The organism is Kitasatospora sp. RG8 (assembly GCF_017813315.1).
GTDB lineage: Bacteria > Actinomycetota > Actinomycetes > Streptomycetales > Streptomycetaceae > Kitasatospora.
On record NZ_JAGIYX010000016.1, the window covers coordinates 136,948 to 153,532 of the forward strand.

Annotated in this window: 17 protein-coding genes; 12 read left to right on the top strand and 5 right to left on the bottom strand. The window is 74.4% G+C overall.

From position 1 onward, the window contains the following. Positions 1 to 21: 21 nt before the first annotated feature. Positions 22 to 1,017, bottom strand: coding sequence for a type I pantothenate kinase (coaA, locus tag J5Y04_RS23575; protein ID WP_148644403.1), 996 nt, complete (start codon positions 1,015 to 1,017; stop codon positions 22 to 24). Between the two features lie 99 nt (positions 1,018 to 1,116). On the opposite strand from coaA, the gene glmS reads away from it, so the two are divergent. Then, on the top strand, positions 1,117 to 2,973 hold the full coding sequence (gene glmS, locus J5Y04_RS23580) for a glutamine--fructose-6-phosphate transaminase (isomerizing) (RefSeq protein ID WP_148644404.1): 1,857 nt from the start codon (positions 1,117 to 1,119) through the stop codon (positions 2,971 to 2,973). An 86-nt stretch (positions 2,974 to 3,059) separates the two neighbouring features. On the opposite strand, the gene J5Y04_RS23585 is transcribed toward glmS, so the two are convergent. Next, complete coding sequence (locus J5Y04_RS23585; RefSeq protein ID WP_245205255.1) at positions 3,060 to 3,617, bottom strand: Uma2 family endonuclease; 558 nt, start codon at positions 3,615 to 3,617, stop codon at positions 3,060 to 3,062. Between the two features lie 133 nt (positions 3,618 to 3,750). Between J5Y04_RS23585 and J5Y04_RS42045 the strand changes: the two genes are divergently transcribed. From J5Y04_RS42045 to J5Y04_RS23615, 6 genes are all read left to right on the top strand, one after another. Then, positions 3,751 to 4,119 carry a holo-ACP synthase gene (locus J5Y04_RS42045; protein ID WP_307853259.1) on the top strand — a complete coding sequence of 123 codons (369 nt, stop codon included), beginning with the start codon at positions 3,751 to 3,753 and terminating at the stop codon, positions 4,117 to 4,119. 10 nt (positions 4,120 to 4,129) lie between these two features. Continuing rightward, positions 4,130 to 5,623 (top strand): NAD(P)H-hydrate dehydratase, encoded by a 1,494-nt coding sequence (locus J5Y04_RS23595; RefSeq protein WP_209414086.1) that lies wholly within the window; start codon positions 4,130 to 4,132, stop codon positions 5,621 to 5,623. Between the two features lie 570 nt (positions 5,624 to 6,193). After that, complete coding sequence (alr, locus tag J5Y04_RS23600; protein WP_209414087.1) at positions 6,194 to 7,504, top strand: alanine racemase; 1,311 nt, start codon at positions 6,194 to 6,196, stop codon at positions 7,502 to 7,504. After that, complete coding sequence (locus tag J5Y04_RS23605) at positions 7,501 to 9,042, top strand: alpha/beta fold hydrolase (protein WP_209414088.1); 1,542 nt, start codon at positions 7,501 to 7,503, stop codon at positions 9,040 to 9,042. Before alr ends, J5Y04_RS23605 begins: the two co-directional genes overlap by 4 nt. Before the next feature lie 412 nt (positions 9,043 to 9,454). Further along, the gene (gene tsaE, locus J5Y04_RS23610; RefSeq protein WP_209414089.1) at positions 9,455 to 9,982 is read left to right on the top strand and encodes a tRNA (adenosine(37)-N6)-threonylcarbamoyltransferase complex ATPase subunit type 1 TsaE; all 528 of its coding nucleotides are present in this window, start codon (positions 9,455 to 9,457) and stop codon (positions 9,980 to 9,982) included. Between the two features lie 235 nt (positions 9,983 to 10,217). Continuing rightward, positions 10,218 to 10,436, top strand: a complete 219-nt coding sequence (locus J5Y04_RS23615; protein WP_209414090.1) for a hypothetical protein — start codon at positions 10,218 to 10,220, stop codon at positions 10,434 to 10,436. Between the two features lie 95 nt (positions 10,437 to 10,531). On the opposite strand, the gene J5Y04_RS23620 is transcribed toward J5Y04_RS23615, so the two are convergent. Beyond that, complete coding sequence (locus J5Y04_RS23620) at positions 10,532 to 11,104, bottom strand: hypothetical protein (RefSeq protein WP_209414131.1); 573 nt, start codon at positions 11,102 to 11,104, stop codon at positions 10,532 to 10,534. A 314-nt stretch (positions 11,105 to 11,418) separates the two neighbouring features. Between J5Y04_RS23620 and tsaB the strand changes: the two genes are divergently transcribed. The 5 genes from tsaB (at position 11,419) to J5Y04_RS23645 (ending at position 14,973) form a co-directional block, all read left to right on the top strand. Next, positions 11,419 to 12,075, top strand: coding sequence for a tRNA (adenosine(37)-N6)-threonylcarbamoyltransferase complex dimerization subunit type 1 TsaB (gene tsaB / locus J5Y04_RS23625; RefSeq protein ID WP_209414091.1), 657 nt, complete (start codon positions 11,419 to 11,421; stop codon positions 12,073 to 12,075). Between the two features lie 59 nt (positions 12,076 to 12,134). Then, a complete protein-coding gene (rimI, locus tag J5Y04_RS23630) occupies positions 12,135 to 12,614 on the top strand; it encodes a ribosomal protein S18-alanine N-acetyltransferase (RefSeq protein WP_209414132.1) in 480 nt (159 codons plus the stop codon). After that, positions 12,607 to 13,695 (top strand): tRNA (adenosine(37)-N6)-threonylcarbamoyltransferase complex transferase subunit TsaD, encoded by a 1,089-nt coding sequence (gene tsaD / locus J5Y04_RS23635; RefSeq protein ID WP_209414092.1) that lies wholly within the window; start codon positions 12,607 to 12,609, stop codon positions 13,693 to 13,695. The genes rimI and tsaD overlap by 8 nt, the downstream gene beginning before the upstream one ends. Beyond that, on the top strand, positions 13,692 to 13,955 hold the full coding sequence (locus tag J5Y04_RS23640) for a hypothetical protein (RefSeq protein WP_374106089.1): 264 nt from the start codon (positions 13,692 to 13,694) through the stop codon (positions 13,953 to 13,955). The genes tsaD and J5Y04_RS23640 overlap by 4 nt, the downstream gene beginning before the upstream one ends. A gap of 91 nt (positions 13,956 to 14,046) precedes the next feature. After that, the gene (locus J5Y04_RS23645; protein ID WP_307853260.1) at positions 14,047 to 14,973 is read left to right on the top strand and encodes a polysaccharide deacetylase family protein; all 927 of its coding nucleotides are present in this window, start codon (positions 14,047 to 14,049) and stop codon (positions 14,971 to 14,973) included. A 62-nt stretch (positions 14,974 to 15,035) separates the two neighbouring features. Here the strand turns inward: J5Y04_RS23645 and J5Y04_RS23650 are convergent, their stop codons facing one another. Beyond that, positions 15,036 to 16,232, bottom strand: coding sequence for a methyltransferase domain-containing protein (locus tag J5Y04_RS23650; protein ID WP_374106090.1), 1,197 nt, complete (start codon positions 16,230 to 16,232; stop codon positions 15,036 to 15,038). Further along, on the bottom strand, positions 16,229 to 16,543 hold the full coding sequence (locus tag J5Y04_RS23655; protein WP_209414094.1) for a hypothetical protein: 315 nt from the start codon (positions 16,541 to 16,543) through the stop codon (positions 16,229 to 16,231). Before J5Y04_RS23655 ends, J5Y04_RS23650 begins: the two co-directional genes overlap by 4 nt. Positions 16,544 to 16,585 lie beyond the last annotated feature (42 nt).

A 16,585-nucleotide genomic window follows, 5' to 3' on the forward strand; every position in this document is an offset into this window, starting at 1 on the left:
CGGGGGCCTTCCGGCGTTCCGTCAGAGCTTGCGCAGCAGGGCGCGGCGGACCTTGTGGTCCGGGCCCTTCTGCAGGATCAGGGTGGCGCGGCCGCGGGTGGGCAGCACGTTCTCCAGCAGGTTGGGCTTGTTGATGGTGCGCCAGACCTGGCGGCCGTACTCCATCGCCTCCTCCTCCGGCACCTCGGTGAACCGGCGGAAGTAGGAGTTCGGGTCCTGGAAGGCGGTGTCGCGCAGCTTCTTGAAGCGGGAGAGGTACCAGCTCTCGATGTCGTCGGTACGGGCGTCGACGTAGATCGAGAAGTCGAAGTAGTCCGCGACGGCGAGGCGGGTCCGGCCGTCGGTGCCGGGCAGGGCCGGCTGGAGCACGTTCAGGCCCTCGACGATCAGGATGTCCGGGCGCTCCACGGTGAGCCGCTCGCCCTGCACGATGTCGTACACGAGGTGCGAGTAGACCGGGGCGGTCACCCGCTCCTTGCCGGCCTTCACGTCCGCCACGAACCGCATCAGCGCGCGGCGGTCGTACGACTCGGGGAACCCCTTGCGCGCCATCAGGCCGCGCCGGCGCAGCTCGGCGTTGGGCAGCAGGAAGCCGTCGGTGGTGACCAGCTCGACCCGGGGGTGCTCGGGCCAGCGGGCCAGCAGCGCCTGGAGCAGGCGGGCGGTGGTGGACTTGCCGACCGCGACCGAGCCGGCCACGCCGATGATGAACGGCGTGCGGGTGCGCTCGGTGTCCGGCGTGTCCAGGAAGGTGCCCAGCGCGCCGCGCAGGTCGTGCGTCGCGTGGATGTAGAGGTTCAGCAGCCGGGACAGCGGCAGGTAGACGTCGCGGACCTCGTCCAGGTCGAGGGCGGTGCCCAGGCCGCGCAGCCGTTCCACCTCCTCGGCGGTCAACGGCAGCGGCGTACGCTCGCGCAGCGCGCTCCACTCCGCCCGGCTGAGGTCCACGTAGGGGGACGGTGACGGGCCGGGCGTGGCGGCGCCCCGCGTACAGAGTTCGGTCAGCACATGCTCCATTGTGGGCCGTAGCGGCGTTCACGGTGGCTGTGGTGTCGGTCACGCGCTGTGGGTGGAGCGTGGGATGAGGGCGTCCTGGGCGCCCTTATGCTGGCACGCATGTGCGGAATCGTTGGATATGTGGGCGCTCAGCCCGCCCTTGATGTAGTAATCGCAGGCCTGCAGCGCCTGGAGTACCGGGGCTACGACTCGGCCGGTGTCGCGGTACAGGTGCAGGGCTCCGACGGGCAGTGGAGCCTGGCCACCGACAAGCGGGCGGGCAAGCTCGCCAACCTGCAGAAGTCGCTCGCCGAGACCCCTCTCCCCGGCGGCACCACCGGCATCGGCCACACCCGCTGGGCCACCCACGGCGGCCCGACGGACGCCAACGCCCACCCCCACCTGGACGACGCCGCCCGCGTCGCGGTGGTGCACAACGGCATCATCGAGAACTTCGCCCAGCTGCGGGCCGAGCTGGCCGAGCGCGGCCACACGCTGCGCTCGGAGACCGACACCGAGGTCGTGGCGCACCTGCTGGGCGAGGTGTACGAGGGCGACCTGGCCGAGGCCATGCGGGTGGTCTGCCGCCGGCTGGACGGCGCCTTCACCCTCGTCGCCGTGCACGCCGACGCGCCGGACGTCGTGGTCGGCGCCCGCCGCAACTCGCCGCTGGTGGTCGGGCGCGGCGAGGGCGAGAACTTCCTCGCCTCCGACGTCGCCGCGTTCATCGCGCACACCCGCGAGGCCATCGAGCTGGGCCAGGACCAGGTCGTCGAGCTGCGCCGGGAAGGCGTCACGGTGACCAACTTCGACGGCACCCCCGCCGACGTGCGCGAGTACCACGTGGACTGGGACGCCTCGGCCGCCGAGAAGGGCGGCTACGACTACTTCATGCTCAAGGAGATCGCCGAGCAGCCGAAGGCCGTCGCCGACACCCTGCTCGGCCGGATCGGCACCGACGGCCGGCTCACCCTGGACGAGCTGCGGATCTCCGACGCCGACCTGCGCTCGGTCGACAAGGTCGTCATCGTCGCCTGTGGCACCGCGTTCCACGCGGGCATGATCGCCAAGTACGCGATCGAGCACTGGACCCGCATCCCGTGCGAGGTCGAGGTCGCCTCCGAGTTCCGCTACCGCGACCCGATCATGGGCCCGGGCACGCTGGTCATCGCGATCTCGCAGTCCGGCGAGACCATGGACACCCTGATGGCGCTGCGGCACGCGCGCGAGCAGGGCGCCAAGGTGCTGGCGATCTGCAACACCAACGGCTCCACCATCCCGCGCGAGTCGGACGCGGTGCTGTACACGCACGCGGGCCCCGAGGTCGCCGTCGCCTCCACCAAGGCGTTCCTGACCCAGCTGGTGGCCTGCTACCTGGTCGCCCTCTACCTGGGCCAGGTGCGCGGCACCAAGTGGGGCGACGAGATCTTCACGATCATCCGCGAGCTGGGTGACGCGCCGAAGCAGGTCGAGCAGGTGCTGGAGACCATGGAGCCGGTGCGCGAGCTGGCCCGCTCCCTGGCGGACGCCCGTTCGGTGCTGTTCCTGGGCCGGCACGTCGGCTTCCCGGTCGCCCTGGAGGGTGCGCTCAAGCTCAAGGAGCTGGCGTACATGCACGCCGAGGGCTTCGCGGCGGGCGAGCTGAAGCACGGGCCGATCGCGCTGATCGAGGAGGGGCTGCCGGTCGTGGTGGTCGTTCCCTCGCCGCGCGGACGGTCGATCCTGCACGACAAGATCGTCTCCAACATCCAGGAGATCCGGGCCCGTGGCGCCCGCACGATCGTGATCGCGGAGGAGGGCGACGAGGCGGTCGTGCCGTACGCGGACCACCTGATCCGCATCCCGGCGACGCCGACCCTGCTCCAGCCGCTGGTCTCCACCGTGCCGCTGCAGGTCTTCGCCTGCGAGCTGGCCACGGCCAAGGGCCACGAGGTGGACCAGCCGCGCAACCTGGCGAAGTCGGTCACCGTCGAGTAGTAGCCGGTGCCGGGCCCCTGCGGTGGTTGCGCCCTGCCGCAGGGGTCCGGTTTTGCGTTGTGCTCTGCCGCAGGGGCCGGGTGGTCCTACCGCAGGGGCCCGGTGTCGAGGGTGAAGGAGAAGGGGGCGGGCAGGTCGAGCGGCTTGCCGAAGTCGACCTGGCTGTGGGCGGTGTAGTCCTCGCCCTCCGGGTCGGTGAACAGGGTGGCCTTGGCTTCGCTGCGGTCGACCAGCAGGTAGCAGGGGACGCCGGCGGCGGCGTAGCCGTGCCTCTTGGCCGTGCGGTCCTTGACCGGGTTGGTCGACGTCACCTCGAAGACCAGCAGGACACCGGCGGCGTCCGCCCAGGAGCCGGCGTTCTCGAAGTGGCCGACCGGGGCGATCGTGCCGTCGGGGATGAACCGGCCCTTGGGGGTGATCAGCCCCTTGTTCCCCGAGAGATCGAACTCGACCTCGGCCTTCCGCATGAACTGCCTGTTGAGCAGCGAGAACGCGGTCTCGTGCGAGCCGTCCGGCGGTGGCGTCACGACGATCTCCCCTTCGATCAGCTCGGCCTTGAACCCGGGCGGCGTGTCCAGCTCCAGGAATGCCTGGAGGAGGTTGTCCTGGTCCAGCGGACGCTCGACTGCCGGCATGGCGACCATGGCCCTTCTCCCTCCTGCTGGTCCGTGCACCTGTCTGCCTTGCGGGCGACACGGTAGGCCTACGGACCGACACCGGTGGGGGATCGAAGTGGTTGTCACTCGAAAGTGTCCCGCAAAGCCGGAGGAGCAGCAGGTGATCATCGGGGTCGGGATCGACGTGGCCGCCATCGACCGGTTCGGGGCCGCGCTGGAGCGCACGCCGGGGATGGCGGAGCGGCTGTTCACACCGGGGGAGCTGCGGCTGCCGTCGGGGGAGCGGCGGGGCGCGGCCTCGCTGGCGGCGCGGTTCGCGGCCAAGGAGGCGCTGGCCAAGGCGCTCGGCGCGCCGGGCGGGCTGCACTGGACGGACGCCGAGGTGGTGACCGCCGACTCCGGCCGGCCGGAGCTGCGGGTGCGGGGGACGGTGGCCGCCCGGGCGGCCGAACTCGGCGTCGGCTCGTGGCACGTGTCGCTCAGCCACGATGCGGGCGTAGCGTCGGCGGTAGTCATCGCCGAGGGTTAAGGGCTTTTGCATGCGCCGCGCTCACCGTGTCGAAGAGGTCCGGGCCGCCGAGGCCGAACTGATGGCCCGCCTGCCGGAGGGGACCCTGATGCAGCGGGCCGCCGCCGGTCTCGCCGCCACCTGCGCCCGGCTGCTGACACGCCGTCGCGGCCGGGTCTACGGCAGCCGGGTGGTGGTGCTCGCGGGCAGCGGCGACAACGGGGGTGACGCCCTGTACGCCGGTGCGGCGCTGGCCCGGCGCGGTGCGCGCGTGACGGCGGTGCTGCTCTCCCCGGCGCGCGCCCACGCGGGAGGTCTGGCCGCGCTTCGGGCGGCACACGGGCGGGTCGTGTCGGAACAGGAAGTCGGCCTGGCCGACTTCTCGTGCGCGGACCTGGCGCTGGACGGCATCGTCGGCATCGGCGGGCAGGGCGGCCTGCGTCCGGAGGCGCAGCCCTACGCGCGGGCCGCGCGGCGCGGCGTGGTGGTGGCCGTGGACGTGCCCAGCGGGGTGGACGCCGACACCGGCGAGGTGGCGGGCGTGGCACTGCGGGCGGACGTCACGGTCTGCTTCGGAACGTACAAGCCGGGGCTGCTGATCGACCCGGGCGCCGCGTACGCGGGGGCCGTGCAGCTGGTGGGGATCGGGCTGGACCTGCCGCCGGCCGGGGTGGAGGCGTTGCAGCACGCCGAGGTGGGGGCGCTGCTGCCGGAGCCCGGGGCGGAGAGCGACAAGTACCGGCGCGGCGTCGTCGGGGTCGCGGCAGGCTCGGCGACGTACCCGGGGGCGGCGCTGCTCGCGGTCGCCGGGGCGCTGCACGGCGGTGCGGGTGCGGTGCGGTACGTCGGGACGGCGGCCGAGGAGGTGGTGCGGCGCTTCCCGGAGGCGCTGGTCACCGAGGGCGGACCGGCCGGCGCCGGGCGGGTGCAGGCCTGGGTGGTCGGCCCCGGCGGCGGCGAGGGGGCGCGGCAGGCGCTCGCCGAGGCGCTGGCGAGCGACGTGCCGGTGCTGGTGGACGCGGACGGCCTCACCGAGCTGGGCCGGCTCGGCCCGGACGCGCTCGCCGGGCGGACGGCTCCCACGCTGCTCACCCCGCACACGGGCGAGGCGGCGCGGCTGCTGGCCGGGGTGTACGGCACCACCCCGCCGGCCGCCGACGACCTGGCCGCCGCCCGGTTGACCACCGCGCGTCGGCTCGCCTCGGCGTACCGGGCGACGGTGCTGCTGAAGGGCTCCACCACGGTGGTCGCCGACCCGGGCGGGGTGGTGCGGGTCAACCCGACCGGTACCTCGTGGCTGGCCACGGCGGGCAGCGGCGACGTGCTCGCCGGCCTGGCCGGTTCCCTGCTCGCGGCCGGCCTCCCCGCGCTGGACGCCGCCTCGGTGGCCGCCTACCTGCACGGCCTCGCCGGCCGGCATGCGGCCGGCGCCCCGGGGGCACCGGTCACGGCGTTGCAGGTCGCCGCCGCACTCCCGGTGGTGTGGCGCGACGTACGGGCCTCGGCGGGGCGCACGGGCGAATAGACCGACCGGTCTACATAGTTCCTGGGTCGGGCGCGGGGTCTGTAGACCGGTCTGCATAATCCTGGCTCTGCGGTGTCTTGCGGCGGGGCTGGTCGGAGTGGGAAGTCGGCGGGGCCGACTTTTGGTGCGGGGTGGTGCGGTGCGGGGGCGGGTGCGGGGAGGCGTCGGGCTTCCGGCGACGGGTATCTGTAGACCGGTCTACATAGTTCCGGGAGAGCGGGGCGGAGGCCGGTCGGCGGCCGGGAGCCGGGCGGAGTGGGAAGTGGGCGGGGCCGACTTTTGGTGCGGGGTGGTGCGGTGCGGGGGGCGGGTGCGGGGAGGCGTCGGGCTTTCCGGAGCGGGCATCTATAGACCGGTCTACATAGTTTCCGCGCGGCCGGTCGGCGGCCGGCTGGCGTGGGGATCGGGCTGGGGACCGGAGTGGGAAGTCGGTCGGTCCGACTTTTCACTCCGCGGGGGTGCAACCAGCGGTGATACGTGGGCGTCCAGAACAGCGGGGTGGGGCGTGGGGGCCGCCGCGCCGACGGGCCGTTCGGCGAGGACTCCGGGACGTCTGGGAGACTGACCCTGATGACAACTGCGAAGACGACCGGCACGGCCACCCTCACCGACGGCGTACCGGCCGAGGCGACCATTGATCTGGCTGCCCTGCGCGGCAACCTGGCCGCGCTGCGCGAGCGCGTGGGCGGGGCAGCGGTGATGGCCGCGGTCAAGGCGGACGCCTATGGCCACGGCGCGGTCCGGTGTGCCCGCGAGGCGGTCGCCGCAGGGATCGGCTGGATCGGCACGGCGCTCCCGCAGGAGGCGCTGGCGCTGCGCGCCGCCGGCATCCGCCCGGACCAGGCCCGCATCCTCTGCTGGCTCTGGACGCCCGGTGGTCCCTGGCGCGAGGCGCTGCTCGCCGATGTCGACGTCTCCATCAGCGGACAGTGGGCGCTGGACGAGCTGCTGGCCGCCGTCCGGACGACCGGCGCCACGGCCCGGGTGCACCTGAAGGCCGACACCGGTCTCGGCCGCAACGGCTGCCAGCCGCACGACTGGCCCGAGCTGGTCGCCGCCGCCCGGCGTGCCGAGGCGGAGGGCCTGCTCACGGTGGTCGGCATCTGGTCGCACTTCGCGGCCGCCGACGAGCCCGGACACCCGTCCATCCAGGCCCAGCTGGACTCCTACCGCGAGGCCCTGAACGTCGCCGAGGCGGCCGGGCTGCGCCCCGAGGTCCGGCACCTCGCGAACTCGCCGGCCTCCCTGCTGCTCCCGCAGTCGCACTACGACATGGTGCGCACCGGCCTGGCCATGTACGGGCTGTCGCCCGTCCCGGAGGTCGGCACGCCCGCGGACTTCGGCCTGCGCCCGGTGATGGCGCTGACCGCTCGGCTGGCGCTGGTCAAGCACGTCCCGGGCGGGCACGGGGTCAGCTACGGCCACCACTACACGACGCCGGGCCCGACCACGCTGGGCCTCGTCCCGGTCGGCTACGGCGACGGCATCCCCCGGCACGCCAGCGGGACCGGCCCGGTGCAGATCGCGGGCAAGTGGCGGACCGTGGCGGGCCGGGTGGCGATGGACCAGTTCGTCGTCGACCTCGGCGGGGACACCCCGGCGGTCGGCGACGAGGTGCTGCTGTTCGGCAACGGCGAGCAGGGCGAGCCGACCGCCGAGGACTGGGGCCGCGCCTGCGGCACCATCTCGTACGAGATCGTGACCCGGATCGGCGCCCGGGTGCCGCGCCGCTACGTCGGCGGCATCGCCGGGGACCCGCTCGCCGCGGACCGGTTGGCCGGGGGCAGGCTCGCCGTGGACCCGCTGACGGTGGACCGGCTCGCCATGGACCTGTTGCGCGTCCACGGTGACGGCCGGTTTGCCGAGGGCCCGCGCGCATGAGCGAGGAGCCCGGCTCCGGTCCGGTGGCGGCGGTGGCCAAGGCCGCCGGCGCGGCGTCCGGGGTGAGCCGGGCGGGTCTGATCGGCATCTCGGTCGGCGTGGTCGCGGCCGGTGCGGCCGCCGGTGTGGCGATCGAACGGCTGACGGTCGGCCGGGCCACCCGCCGCCGGGCCCGCGCAGAACTGGACGCCAACGCCCCGTACGGCTCGCTGCGTGGACGCCCCTGCACGGTGACCGCCGCCGACGGTACCGAGCTGTACGTCGAGCTGGACGGCACCGGCTGGCCCGAGTCCGTCCGGCTGCGCCCCGCGCCGACCGGGCCGGAAGCCGGCCCGGAGACGGGCGGGGAGACGCGTACGGCAGCAGGCACGGCAGTCGGCGTGGAAACCAGGCCGGAGCCCACCGCGGCGGTCCGGCGAGGCCGGCTCACCCGCCGACGCACGGACGCCCCGGACATCCCGGACGCCGCGGACATCCCCGATACGCCTGACGCCGGTGGCACGGTGGACCGCACCGGCCTGCCGGGTCTACTCGGCGGCTCCGGCGCCCTCGTCCGGGCCGGCCGCCGCCCCGGCCTCGCGGCCGCGGCAGCAGCGACTGCCGCCACAGCCGCCACAGCTGCCGCCGATGCCCCGGACTCGCCCGGTGCCGCCGGTACCGAGCCCCTGACCGTGGTCTTCTGCCACGGTTACTGCCTCAACCAGGACAGCTGGCACTTCCAGCGTGCCGCCCTGCGCGAGGGCATGCGCCTGGTCTTCTGGGACCAGCGCAGCCACGGCCGTTCCGAGCGCTCCCGCTCGTACCTGGCCGGCGAACCCGCGAGCATCGACCAGCTGGGCGGGGACCTCAAGGCCGTGATCGACGCCGTCGCACCGACCGGGCCGCTGGTCCTGGTCGGCCACTCGATGGGTGGCATGACGGTGATGGCGCTGGCCGACCAGCACCCGGAGCTGTTCCGGGAGCGGGTCGCCGCGGTCGCGCTGATCGGAACCCTTGCGGGGGACTGGGACGCCGTCACCCTCGGCCTGCCGGCGGCCGGGGCCCGGCTGTTCAAGAAGGTCGCGCCGGGTGTGATGAAGCTGCTCGGCCGGCAGGTCGAGCTGGTGGAGGCGACCCGTCGGATGGGCGCGGACGTCAGCGCCGTCTTCTACCGGAAGTTCTCCTTCGGCGGCAAGGACGTCGACCCGGGCGTGGTCCGGTTCGCCGAGCAGCTGTTGGACGCCACCCCGATCGACGTGGTCGCCGAGTTCTACCCGGTCTTCGGGGCGCACGAGAAGTCCGCCGCACTGGCCGCCCTGCGCGGCATCCCCACGTTGGTGCTGGCCGGGACCAAGGACCTGCTGACCCCGCCCGGTCACAGCGAGGCGATGGCCGAGCGGCTGCCCGGAGCCGAACTGGTCCTGGTCGAGGACGCGGGCCACCTGGTGATGCTGGAGCGCCCCGGCCTGGTCGACCAGCGCCTGGCCGCCCTGCTCAAGCAGGCGGTCGACTTCCGGCGGGCGGCCCCGTTGCCGCCCTCGGTGAGTGACCTGATCTGAACACCCGGTGGCCCGGGCCCTCGCGGAGAGGGCCCGGGCCACCGGCGTACGGGACGACCGCGGGGCGCCAGGTGCGGGCGGACGTTCTGGGCAGCGGCCGGGTCCTGGCCGCTGGTGGCCGTCGTTCCGAGGACGGCGAGGGCGGCGGGGGCGGGCGGGGGCGGGCGGGGGCGGTGGCGATGACGGAGGCCGAGGCCAGGGCGGCGACGGCGGAAGTCGCGAGACCGCGACGGACTTCATGGAGTGTGACTTCGCGCGGGGGTCTTGAACCGCCGGCCCCGGCCGCGAAGGCGGTGATACCGGTGCAGACCGGGCCCGGAGCGCGGGCGGGCGGGGATGTGGCACCGTAGCGGGGGGCGCCCGGTGGTCGGCGCGCCGCCGTACGGAACGCACCGAAGGGCTTGATTCACGCATGGGCTCGCACGCCACCCTCACCGTCGCCACCCCCGAGCGGATGGGCCGGCTCGGCCGCGAGCTGGCCGCGCTGCTGCGGCCCGGGGACCTCGTCCTGCTCTCCGGCGAGCTGGGTGCGGGGAAGACCACGCTGACCAGGGGTCTGGGGGAGGGGCTCCAGGTGCGCGGGGCGGTCACGTCGCCGACCTTCGTGATCGCGCGGGTGCACCCGTCGCTGGTCGGCGGCCCGTCGCTGGTGCACGTGGACGCGTACCGGCTGGGCGGGGACCTCGACGAGATGGAGGATCTCGACCTGGACGTCTCGCTGCCGGAGTCGGTGGTGGTGGTCGAGTGGGGCGAGGGCAAGGTCGAGCGGCTGTCCGAGGACCGGCTGGAGGTCCGGATCGAGCGCACCCTCGGTGGCGCGGCGGACGAGGACGACGCGGGCGAGGACGACCTGGACGACGACGACCTGGACCCGCGCCGGGTGGTGCTCACCGGGATCGGACCGCGTTGGGCCGGGGTGGAGCTGGCGAAGCTCGCCTGAGCCCGCGCCCGGTCACGTCCGGCCCGCCCGACCCGTCCGGCTCCGCCCGACCCCGCCCGACCCGTCGGGCCCTCGCCTCTGCCCCCGTCCCCCCGTCGCCGCCCCCGTTCCCCCTCGCCGCGCCCGGCCCTGTCGCCGACGGTTGCCGACAGGCTGTCGGCAAAGTGTTGCGGGCGGGGGACCGGGCGTGATGGGATAGGTGCTGCGGTTAGGTCTGCCTAACTAGGGAGGCGCCATGTCGAGCACCACCCCCGCCCCGGAGCGCGCGCCGCGCGGCACCGGGGCCGGAGAGCCCGCCCGCAGTGTCCAGGGCGCGCCGATGCGAGCCCTGCTGGCCGCGTGTGCGGCTGCGGAGGCGGTCTCCACCCCGCCGGAGCGCCGCGAGGGCGCCGGGGCGGCAGGGGTGCCGGACGAGCCTGCCGGGCCGGCGGCCCGAACCCCGCGCGCCGCCTGAAGCCGCCGCCTGCGCCCATCCCGCCTGCGTCTTTCCCGCCTGCGCCCCTTCCGTGGGTGCCCCGCGGGGCGCCCACGGAAGGGGCGCAGGGCGGGTCAGGCGATCACGACCACCTTGGTGCCGTTCGGCGCGAAGTCCCAGAGCAGCTGGCTGTCGGGACGGCTGCTGCGGATGCCACCGGTCTTGGTCCTCGGGTCGGCGGTCGGCGTGGCGCCGTCCACGGCCGCGCTGAAGCCGAACACCACGCCGTTCTGCTGGGCGAAGCGCACCACGTGCTCGATCTGGCGGCCGTCGGTGCCGGTGCTGGTGGGGGTACGGCTGTAGACCGGGTAGCTGCCGGGGACCGGCTCCACCGAGCCCGGCGTGACCGCGAACTCGGCCACCACCTGCGGGTTCTTCTTGGGGTCGACCAGCCAGACGTGGTGACTGCCGACCGAGTAGACGACCCGCAGGCCGGTGCCCGAGACGGTGGGCAGCGCGGGCGAGGTCGGGGTGGCCGAGGCGGTGGGGGTGGCCGAGGCGGCCGGTCCGCTCGACGACGCGGACGCGGCGGTGCTGGGGCGGGCGCCGCCCGCGCGGTCCTGCGCGCCGTTGGCCTGGAAGGCCAGCAGGCTCACCACCGCGAGGGCCCCCAGGGTCAACCCCGTGACCACCACTCCAGGACCCATCTTCGCCACGTGTGCTCCCACCGCCGTCCCAAAACCCGTCGGCCCCATCGTGCCAGGTCCGTCCGCCGGGACCCGCACCCCGTAGGACGTGTGTTCCGGATCCGGACACCTTCTCGATCGGGCGGGGCGGAACCGGGAACGTAGACGGGGCAGGGCAGGTCGGAAACCCGGGCCGGAAACCGGGCCGGAAACCGGGGCCGGGAGCCGGACGGCACTCGGCCGTGACCCGGACGGCACCCGGACGGCACCCGGGCCGTGGCGGGCGGGGCAAGACCGGCGGCCGTCCCCCGCCCCGGCCGGTCTAACCTTGACCCGTGCTGCTGCTCGCGTTCGACACCGCTACCCCCGCCGTCACCGCCGCCGTCCACGACGGCACGGCGGTCCTCGCCGAGACCGACCAGGTCGACGCCAGGCGTCACGGTGAACTCCTCCTGCCCGCCATCGACCGGGTGCTCCGGACGGCAGGCGTCGACAAGCACCGGCTGACCGGCATCGCGGTGGGCGTCGGCCCGGGCCCGTACACCGGGCTGCGGGTCGGCCTGGTCACCGCTGCCGCGCTCGGTCACGCGCTCGGCATCCCGGTGCACGGCGTCTGCACCCTGGACGCGATCGCCCACCAGGCCCGCGCCGAGGGCCTGGCCGGCGAGCCGTTCACGGTGGCCACCGACGCGCGCCGCAAGGAGGTCTACTGGGCCTCGTACGACGCCGACGGCCGCCGCACCGAGGGCCCCGCGGTGGACCGCCCGGCCGAGCTGACGCCGCACCCGCGCGCGGTCGGCGCCGGCGCCCTGCTCTACCCGGACGCCTTCCCGGGCGCGCACGGGCCCGAGCACGTCTCGGCCGGCGCGCTGGCCGGCTTCGCCGCCGCCGAGCTGGCCGCGGGCCGCGAGCTGCTGCCCAACGTGCCGCTCTACCTGCGCCGCCCGGACGCCCAGGTCCCGGCCGGCTACAAGGCGGTGCTCCCGGCGTGACCGGTCCGAGCAGCGCCACCCGCCTAGCCGACGCGGCCGCCACCGCCACCCTGCGCCCGATGCGCTGGTGGGACATCGCCCCGGTGATGGAGCTGGAACTGGAGCTCTTCCCGGAGGACGCCTGGTCCACCGGGATGTACTGGTCCGAGCTGGCCGAGACCCACCCCGGTGGCACCCGCCACTACACCGTCGCCACCACCGCCGACGGCGCGATCGTCGGCTACGCCGGGCTGATGGTGGTGGCCGGCGAGGGCGACGTGCAGACCATCGCCGTCGACCACCGTCACCAGGGCGCCGGCCTCGGCGCGGCACTGCTGGCCGACCTCGTCCGGGAGGCCGCCCGGCGCGGCTGCACGGAACTGCTGCTGGAGGTGCGGGTCGACAACCCGCGCGCCCAGCGGCTGTACGAGCGCTTCGGCTTCGAGCCGGTCGGCATCCGTCGCGGCTACTACCAGCCGGCCAACGTCGACGCGCTGGTCATGTGCCTCCACCACCCAAGCACCGAACCGAAGGACCTGAAGGAAACCCGCCATGGCTGACGAACCGCTCGTCCTCGGCATCGAGACCTCCTGCGACGAGACCGGTGTCGGCATCGTGCGCGGCACCACGCTGCTCGCCGACGCGGTCGCCTCCAGCGTCAACGACCACGCCCGGTTCGGCGGTGTGGTGCCCGAGATCGCCAGCCGCGCGCACCTGGAGGCGATGGTCCCGACCATCCAGCGCGCCCTGGACACCGCCGGCGTCAAGGCGAGCGACCTGGACGGCATCGCCGTCACCGTCGGCCCCGGCCTGGCCGGCGCGCTGCTGGTCGGCGTCAGCGCCGCCAAGGCCTACGCCTGGGCGCTGGACAAGCCGCTGTACGGGGTCAACCACCTCGCCTCGCACATCTGCGTGGACCAGCTGGAGCACGGCCGGCTGCCCTCGCCCACGATGGCCCTGCTGGTCTCCGGCGGCCACTCCTCGCTGCTGCTCAGCGAGGACATCACCAGCGACGTCCGCCCGCTCGGCGCGACCATCGACGACGCGGCCGGCGAGGCCTTCGACAAGGTGGCCCGGGTGCTCGGCCTGGGCTTCCCCGGCGGCCCGGTGGTCGACCGCACCGCCCGCGAGGGCGACCCGAAGGCGATCGCCTTCCCGCGCGGCCTGAGCGGCCCGAAGGACCCGGAGTACGACTTCTCGTTCTCCGGCCTGAAGACCGCCGTCGCCCGCTGGGTGGAGGCCAGGCGCCGGGCCGGTGAGGAGGTGCCCGTCGCGGACGTGGCGGCGTCCTTCCAGGAGGCGGTCACCGACGTGCTGACCCGCAAGGCGGTCAAGGCCTGCCGGGAGAACGGCGTCGACCACCTGATGATCGGTGGCGGGGTGGCGGCCAACTCTCGGCTGCGCGAGATGGCCCAGCAGCGCTGCGACAAGGCCGGTATCCGGCTGCGGGTGCCGCGTCCGGGCCTGTGCACCGACAACGGTGCGATGGTCGCCGCGCTCGGCGCCGAGATGGTCTGGCGCGACCGCGCGCCGTCCTCCTTCGACCTCTCGGCCGACTCCTCGCTGCCCGTCACCGAGGTCCACGTCCCCCACACCGACTTCCACGGCCAGGCCTACCAGGCGCTGGGCGGGGAGAAGTGACCACCACCGCCGCCATGTGGGAGGCCCGGGCCGCCGACGGGCGCGGCGCGGAGCTGGCCGAGTGGGTGCGGGAGACCGCGCTGCCCGCGCTGCGCGGCTCGGCCGGCCTGGTCCGCACCGAGCTGTTCGGCGCGCCGGGCGACCGCGTACTGCTCGTCACCTGGTGGACGGCGGAGCCGGTGCCGGTGGCAGAGCCGCCCGCCGGGCTGGTCGGCCGCCCGGTGCACCGCTGGTCCTTCGTCAGCCAGCATGTGGAGTAGCCGCTCGTAAGCCTGTCCGGGAACCGAACACCGGGCCGCTACCGTGCACATAGCTGAGAGACGGCTGGACGGGACCGGGGAGCGCGGCGCGGTGAAGAGGTACGGGCGGGGCAGGGCGAGGACGTACGCGGTGGGGGCGCTGGCCCTGCTGGCCGCCGCCACGGGATGCGGCAGCGGCGGCAGCGGCGGGTCCGGCAAGGCGGCCATGGTCGCCACCCCGCCCGCCGCGGCGCAGTCCTCCGGCGCCGCCTCCGGGACGCCCGCCGGCCGGACCCCGGGCGCCACCACGCCCGCCGCGGCGCCGGCCGCCGGGGACGCCGCGGCCTGGGCGAAGTGGAACCTCAAGCCGCTGCCGCCCGCCCCCGCGCCGCCCGCCGACAAGCCGGTGAAGCTCCAACGGACGGGCCCGGTACCGGTGTTCAGCGACGTGAAGACGACCGACAAGGTCGTCTTCGTCACCATCGACGACGGCGCCGAGAAGGACCCGAAGTTCGTCGAGATGCTGACCGACCTCAAGGTGCCGGTCTCGATGTTCCTGACCCGCGACATCGTCAAGGACAACTACGGCTACTTCAAGCCGCTCCAGGCGCTCGGCAACCACGTCCAGAACCACACCGTGGACCACCCGGTGATGAGCAAGATCCCGGCGGAGAAGCAGAAGTCCGAGATCTGTGACGCCCAGTCCGCGCTCACCCAGCAGTACGGCACCGCGCCGCTGCTGTTCCGCCCGCCGTTCGGGGACGGCGCCAACACGCCGACCCTGAACACCTCGGTGCAGCAGTGCGGCCCGCGGGCCATCGTGCTCTGGCGCGAGTCGATGCAGATCCACGACATGCAGTACCAGGCGGCGGACCAGAAGCTGAAGTCCGGCGACATCATCCTGGCGCACTTCCGCGGCCCGAAGGAGCTCAAGGGTGCGACGATGACGCAGATGTTCGGCGAGCTCCTGGCCCGGATCCAGGAGCAGGGTTTCGCAGTGGCCCGGCTGGAGGACTACATCCAGGCCCCGGCCTCCTAGGCCCCCGTTCGCCTAGGCTCCCGACCTCCTAGGCCCCCCGACCGCCTGGGTCCTCCGACCGCCTAGGGTGCCTGGACCGGCCGGCCGAGCATCATCAGCGGGCCGTGGTCGGTGCGGCTGAGGATCACCGTGACGGAGTTCGGGCCGCTCGGCTTCAGCTGGCGGCGCAGCTCCTCCGGGGTGATCGCCATCCCGCGCTTCTTGATCACCACCGTGCCGACCCCCCGCTCGCGCAGCAGCGCCTTCAGCTTCTTGATGTGGAACGGCAGCACGTCGGTGAGCTCGAAGGCGTGCGCGTACGGGGTGGCGACCAGCTCGTCCGAGGTGACGTAGGCGATCTTCGGGTCGATCAGCCGGCCGTTCACCTGCTCGGCCACCTCGGCGACCAGGTGGGCGCGGATCACCGCACCGTCCGGCTCGTACAGGTAGCGGCCGACCGGGCCGGCCGGCGGGTCGGGCAGGTCGCCGCCGACGAGTGAGGCGCCCTGCGGCAGCAGGGTGGCGCGGTGCGGGCGCCGGGCCCCGGTGCCGAACCAGAGCACCGCCTCCTTGACGTCGCCATGGTCGGAGACCCACTCGGCCTCGGCGTCCGCCGGGACGGCCTCGTGCGGGATGCCGGGGGCCACCTTCAGCGCGCCGACCCGGGTGCGCCGGCCCGCCTCGACCGCCCAGGAGAGCGGCGGGGCGTACGCCTCGGGGTCGAACACCCGGCCGCGCGCGGTGCGGCGGGCAGGGTCGGTGAAGACCGCGTCGAAGCCGGTGACGTCGATGTCGGCGACGTCCGCGCAGCGCACCTCGACCAGGTCGGCCAGGCCCAGTGCGGCGGCGTTGGCGGCGGTGGCGGCACAGGCCGCCGGGTCCCGGTCGACCGCGAGCACCTCGATCCCGGCCCGGGCCAGCGCGAGCACGTCCCCGCCGATCCCGCAGCAGAGGTCGGCGAGCCGGCGCACGCCCAGCCCGGCGAAGCGCTGCGCCCGCCACTCGGCGACGCTGCGCCGGGTGGACTGCTCGACCCCGTTGGGCGTGAAGTACATCAGGTCGGCGTCCTCGCCGAACTTGGCCCGCGCCCGCTGCCGCAGCCGGGCCTGGCCGAACGCCGCCGACACCAGCTCCGCGGGGTGCTCCCGCCGCAGCCGGGTGGCCAGCGCCAGCTCCTCCTCGGGGGCGAACTCGCGCAGTTCGGCGAGCAGGGCCTGGCCCTGGGGGGTCAGCAGGGGCTGCAGGTTCTCGGTCTCCACAGGGCCATTCTCGCCGGTCACAGACCGGGCAGGCCCAGGCAGAGCCAGAGCGTGGGCAGGAAGGGTGCCAGGACGGCGGCGACCGGCAGGAGCTCGTACCCGGCCCGCCGGCTGCGGAGCATCACCGGCAGCGGGACGGCGACGCAGGCGGCCGCCGCGGTGAACAGGCCCACGGTGAGGACGACGTCGTGTCCGCCGTGCACGGCCGCGGCGAAGGCGAGCGTCAGCAGGAGGACCCCGACCGGGACGGCCGCGAGGAGCAGGAGGGCCGCGAGCGCGAGCAGGGCGTCCCGCGGCCGGGACGGTCCGATGCGGACCGGAGTGTTGGCCATGGCGCAAGTCTGGCCCGGGGAGGTCCGTCGCACATGAGTACG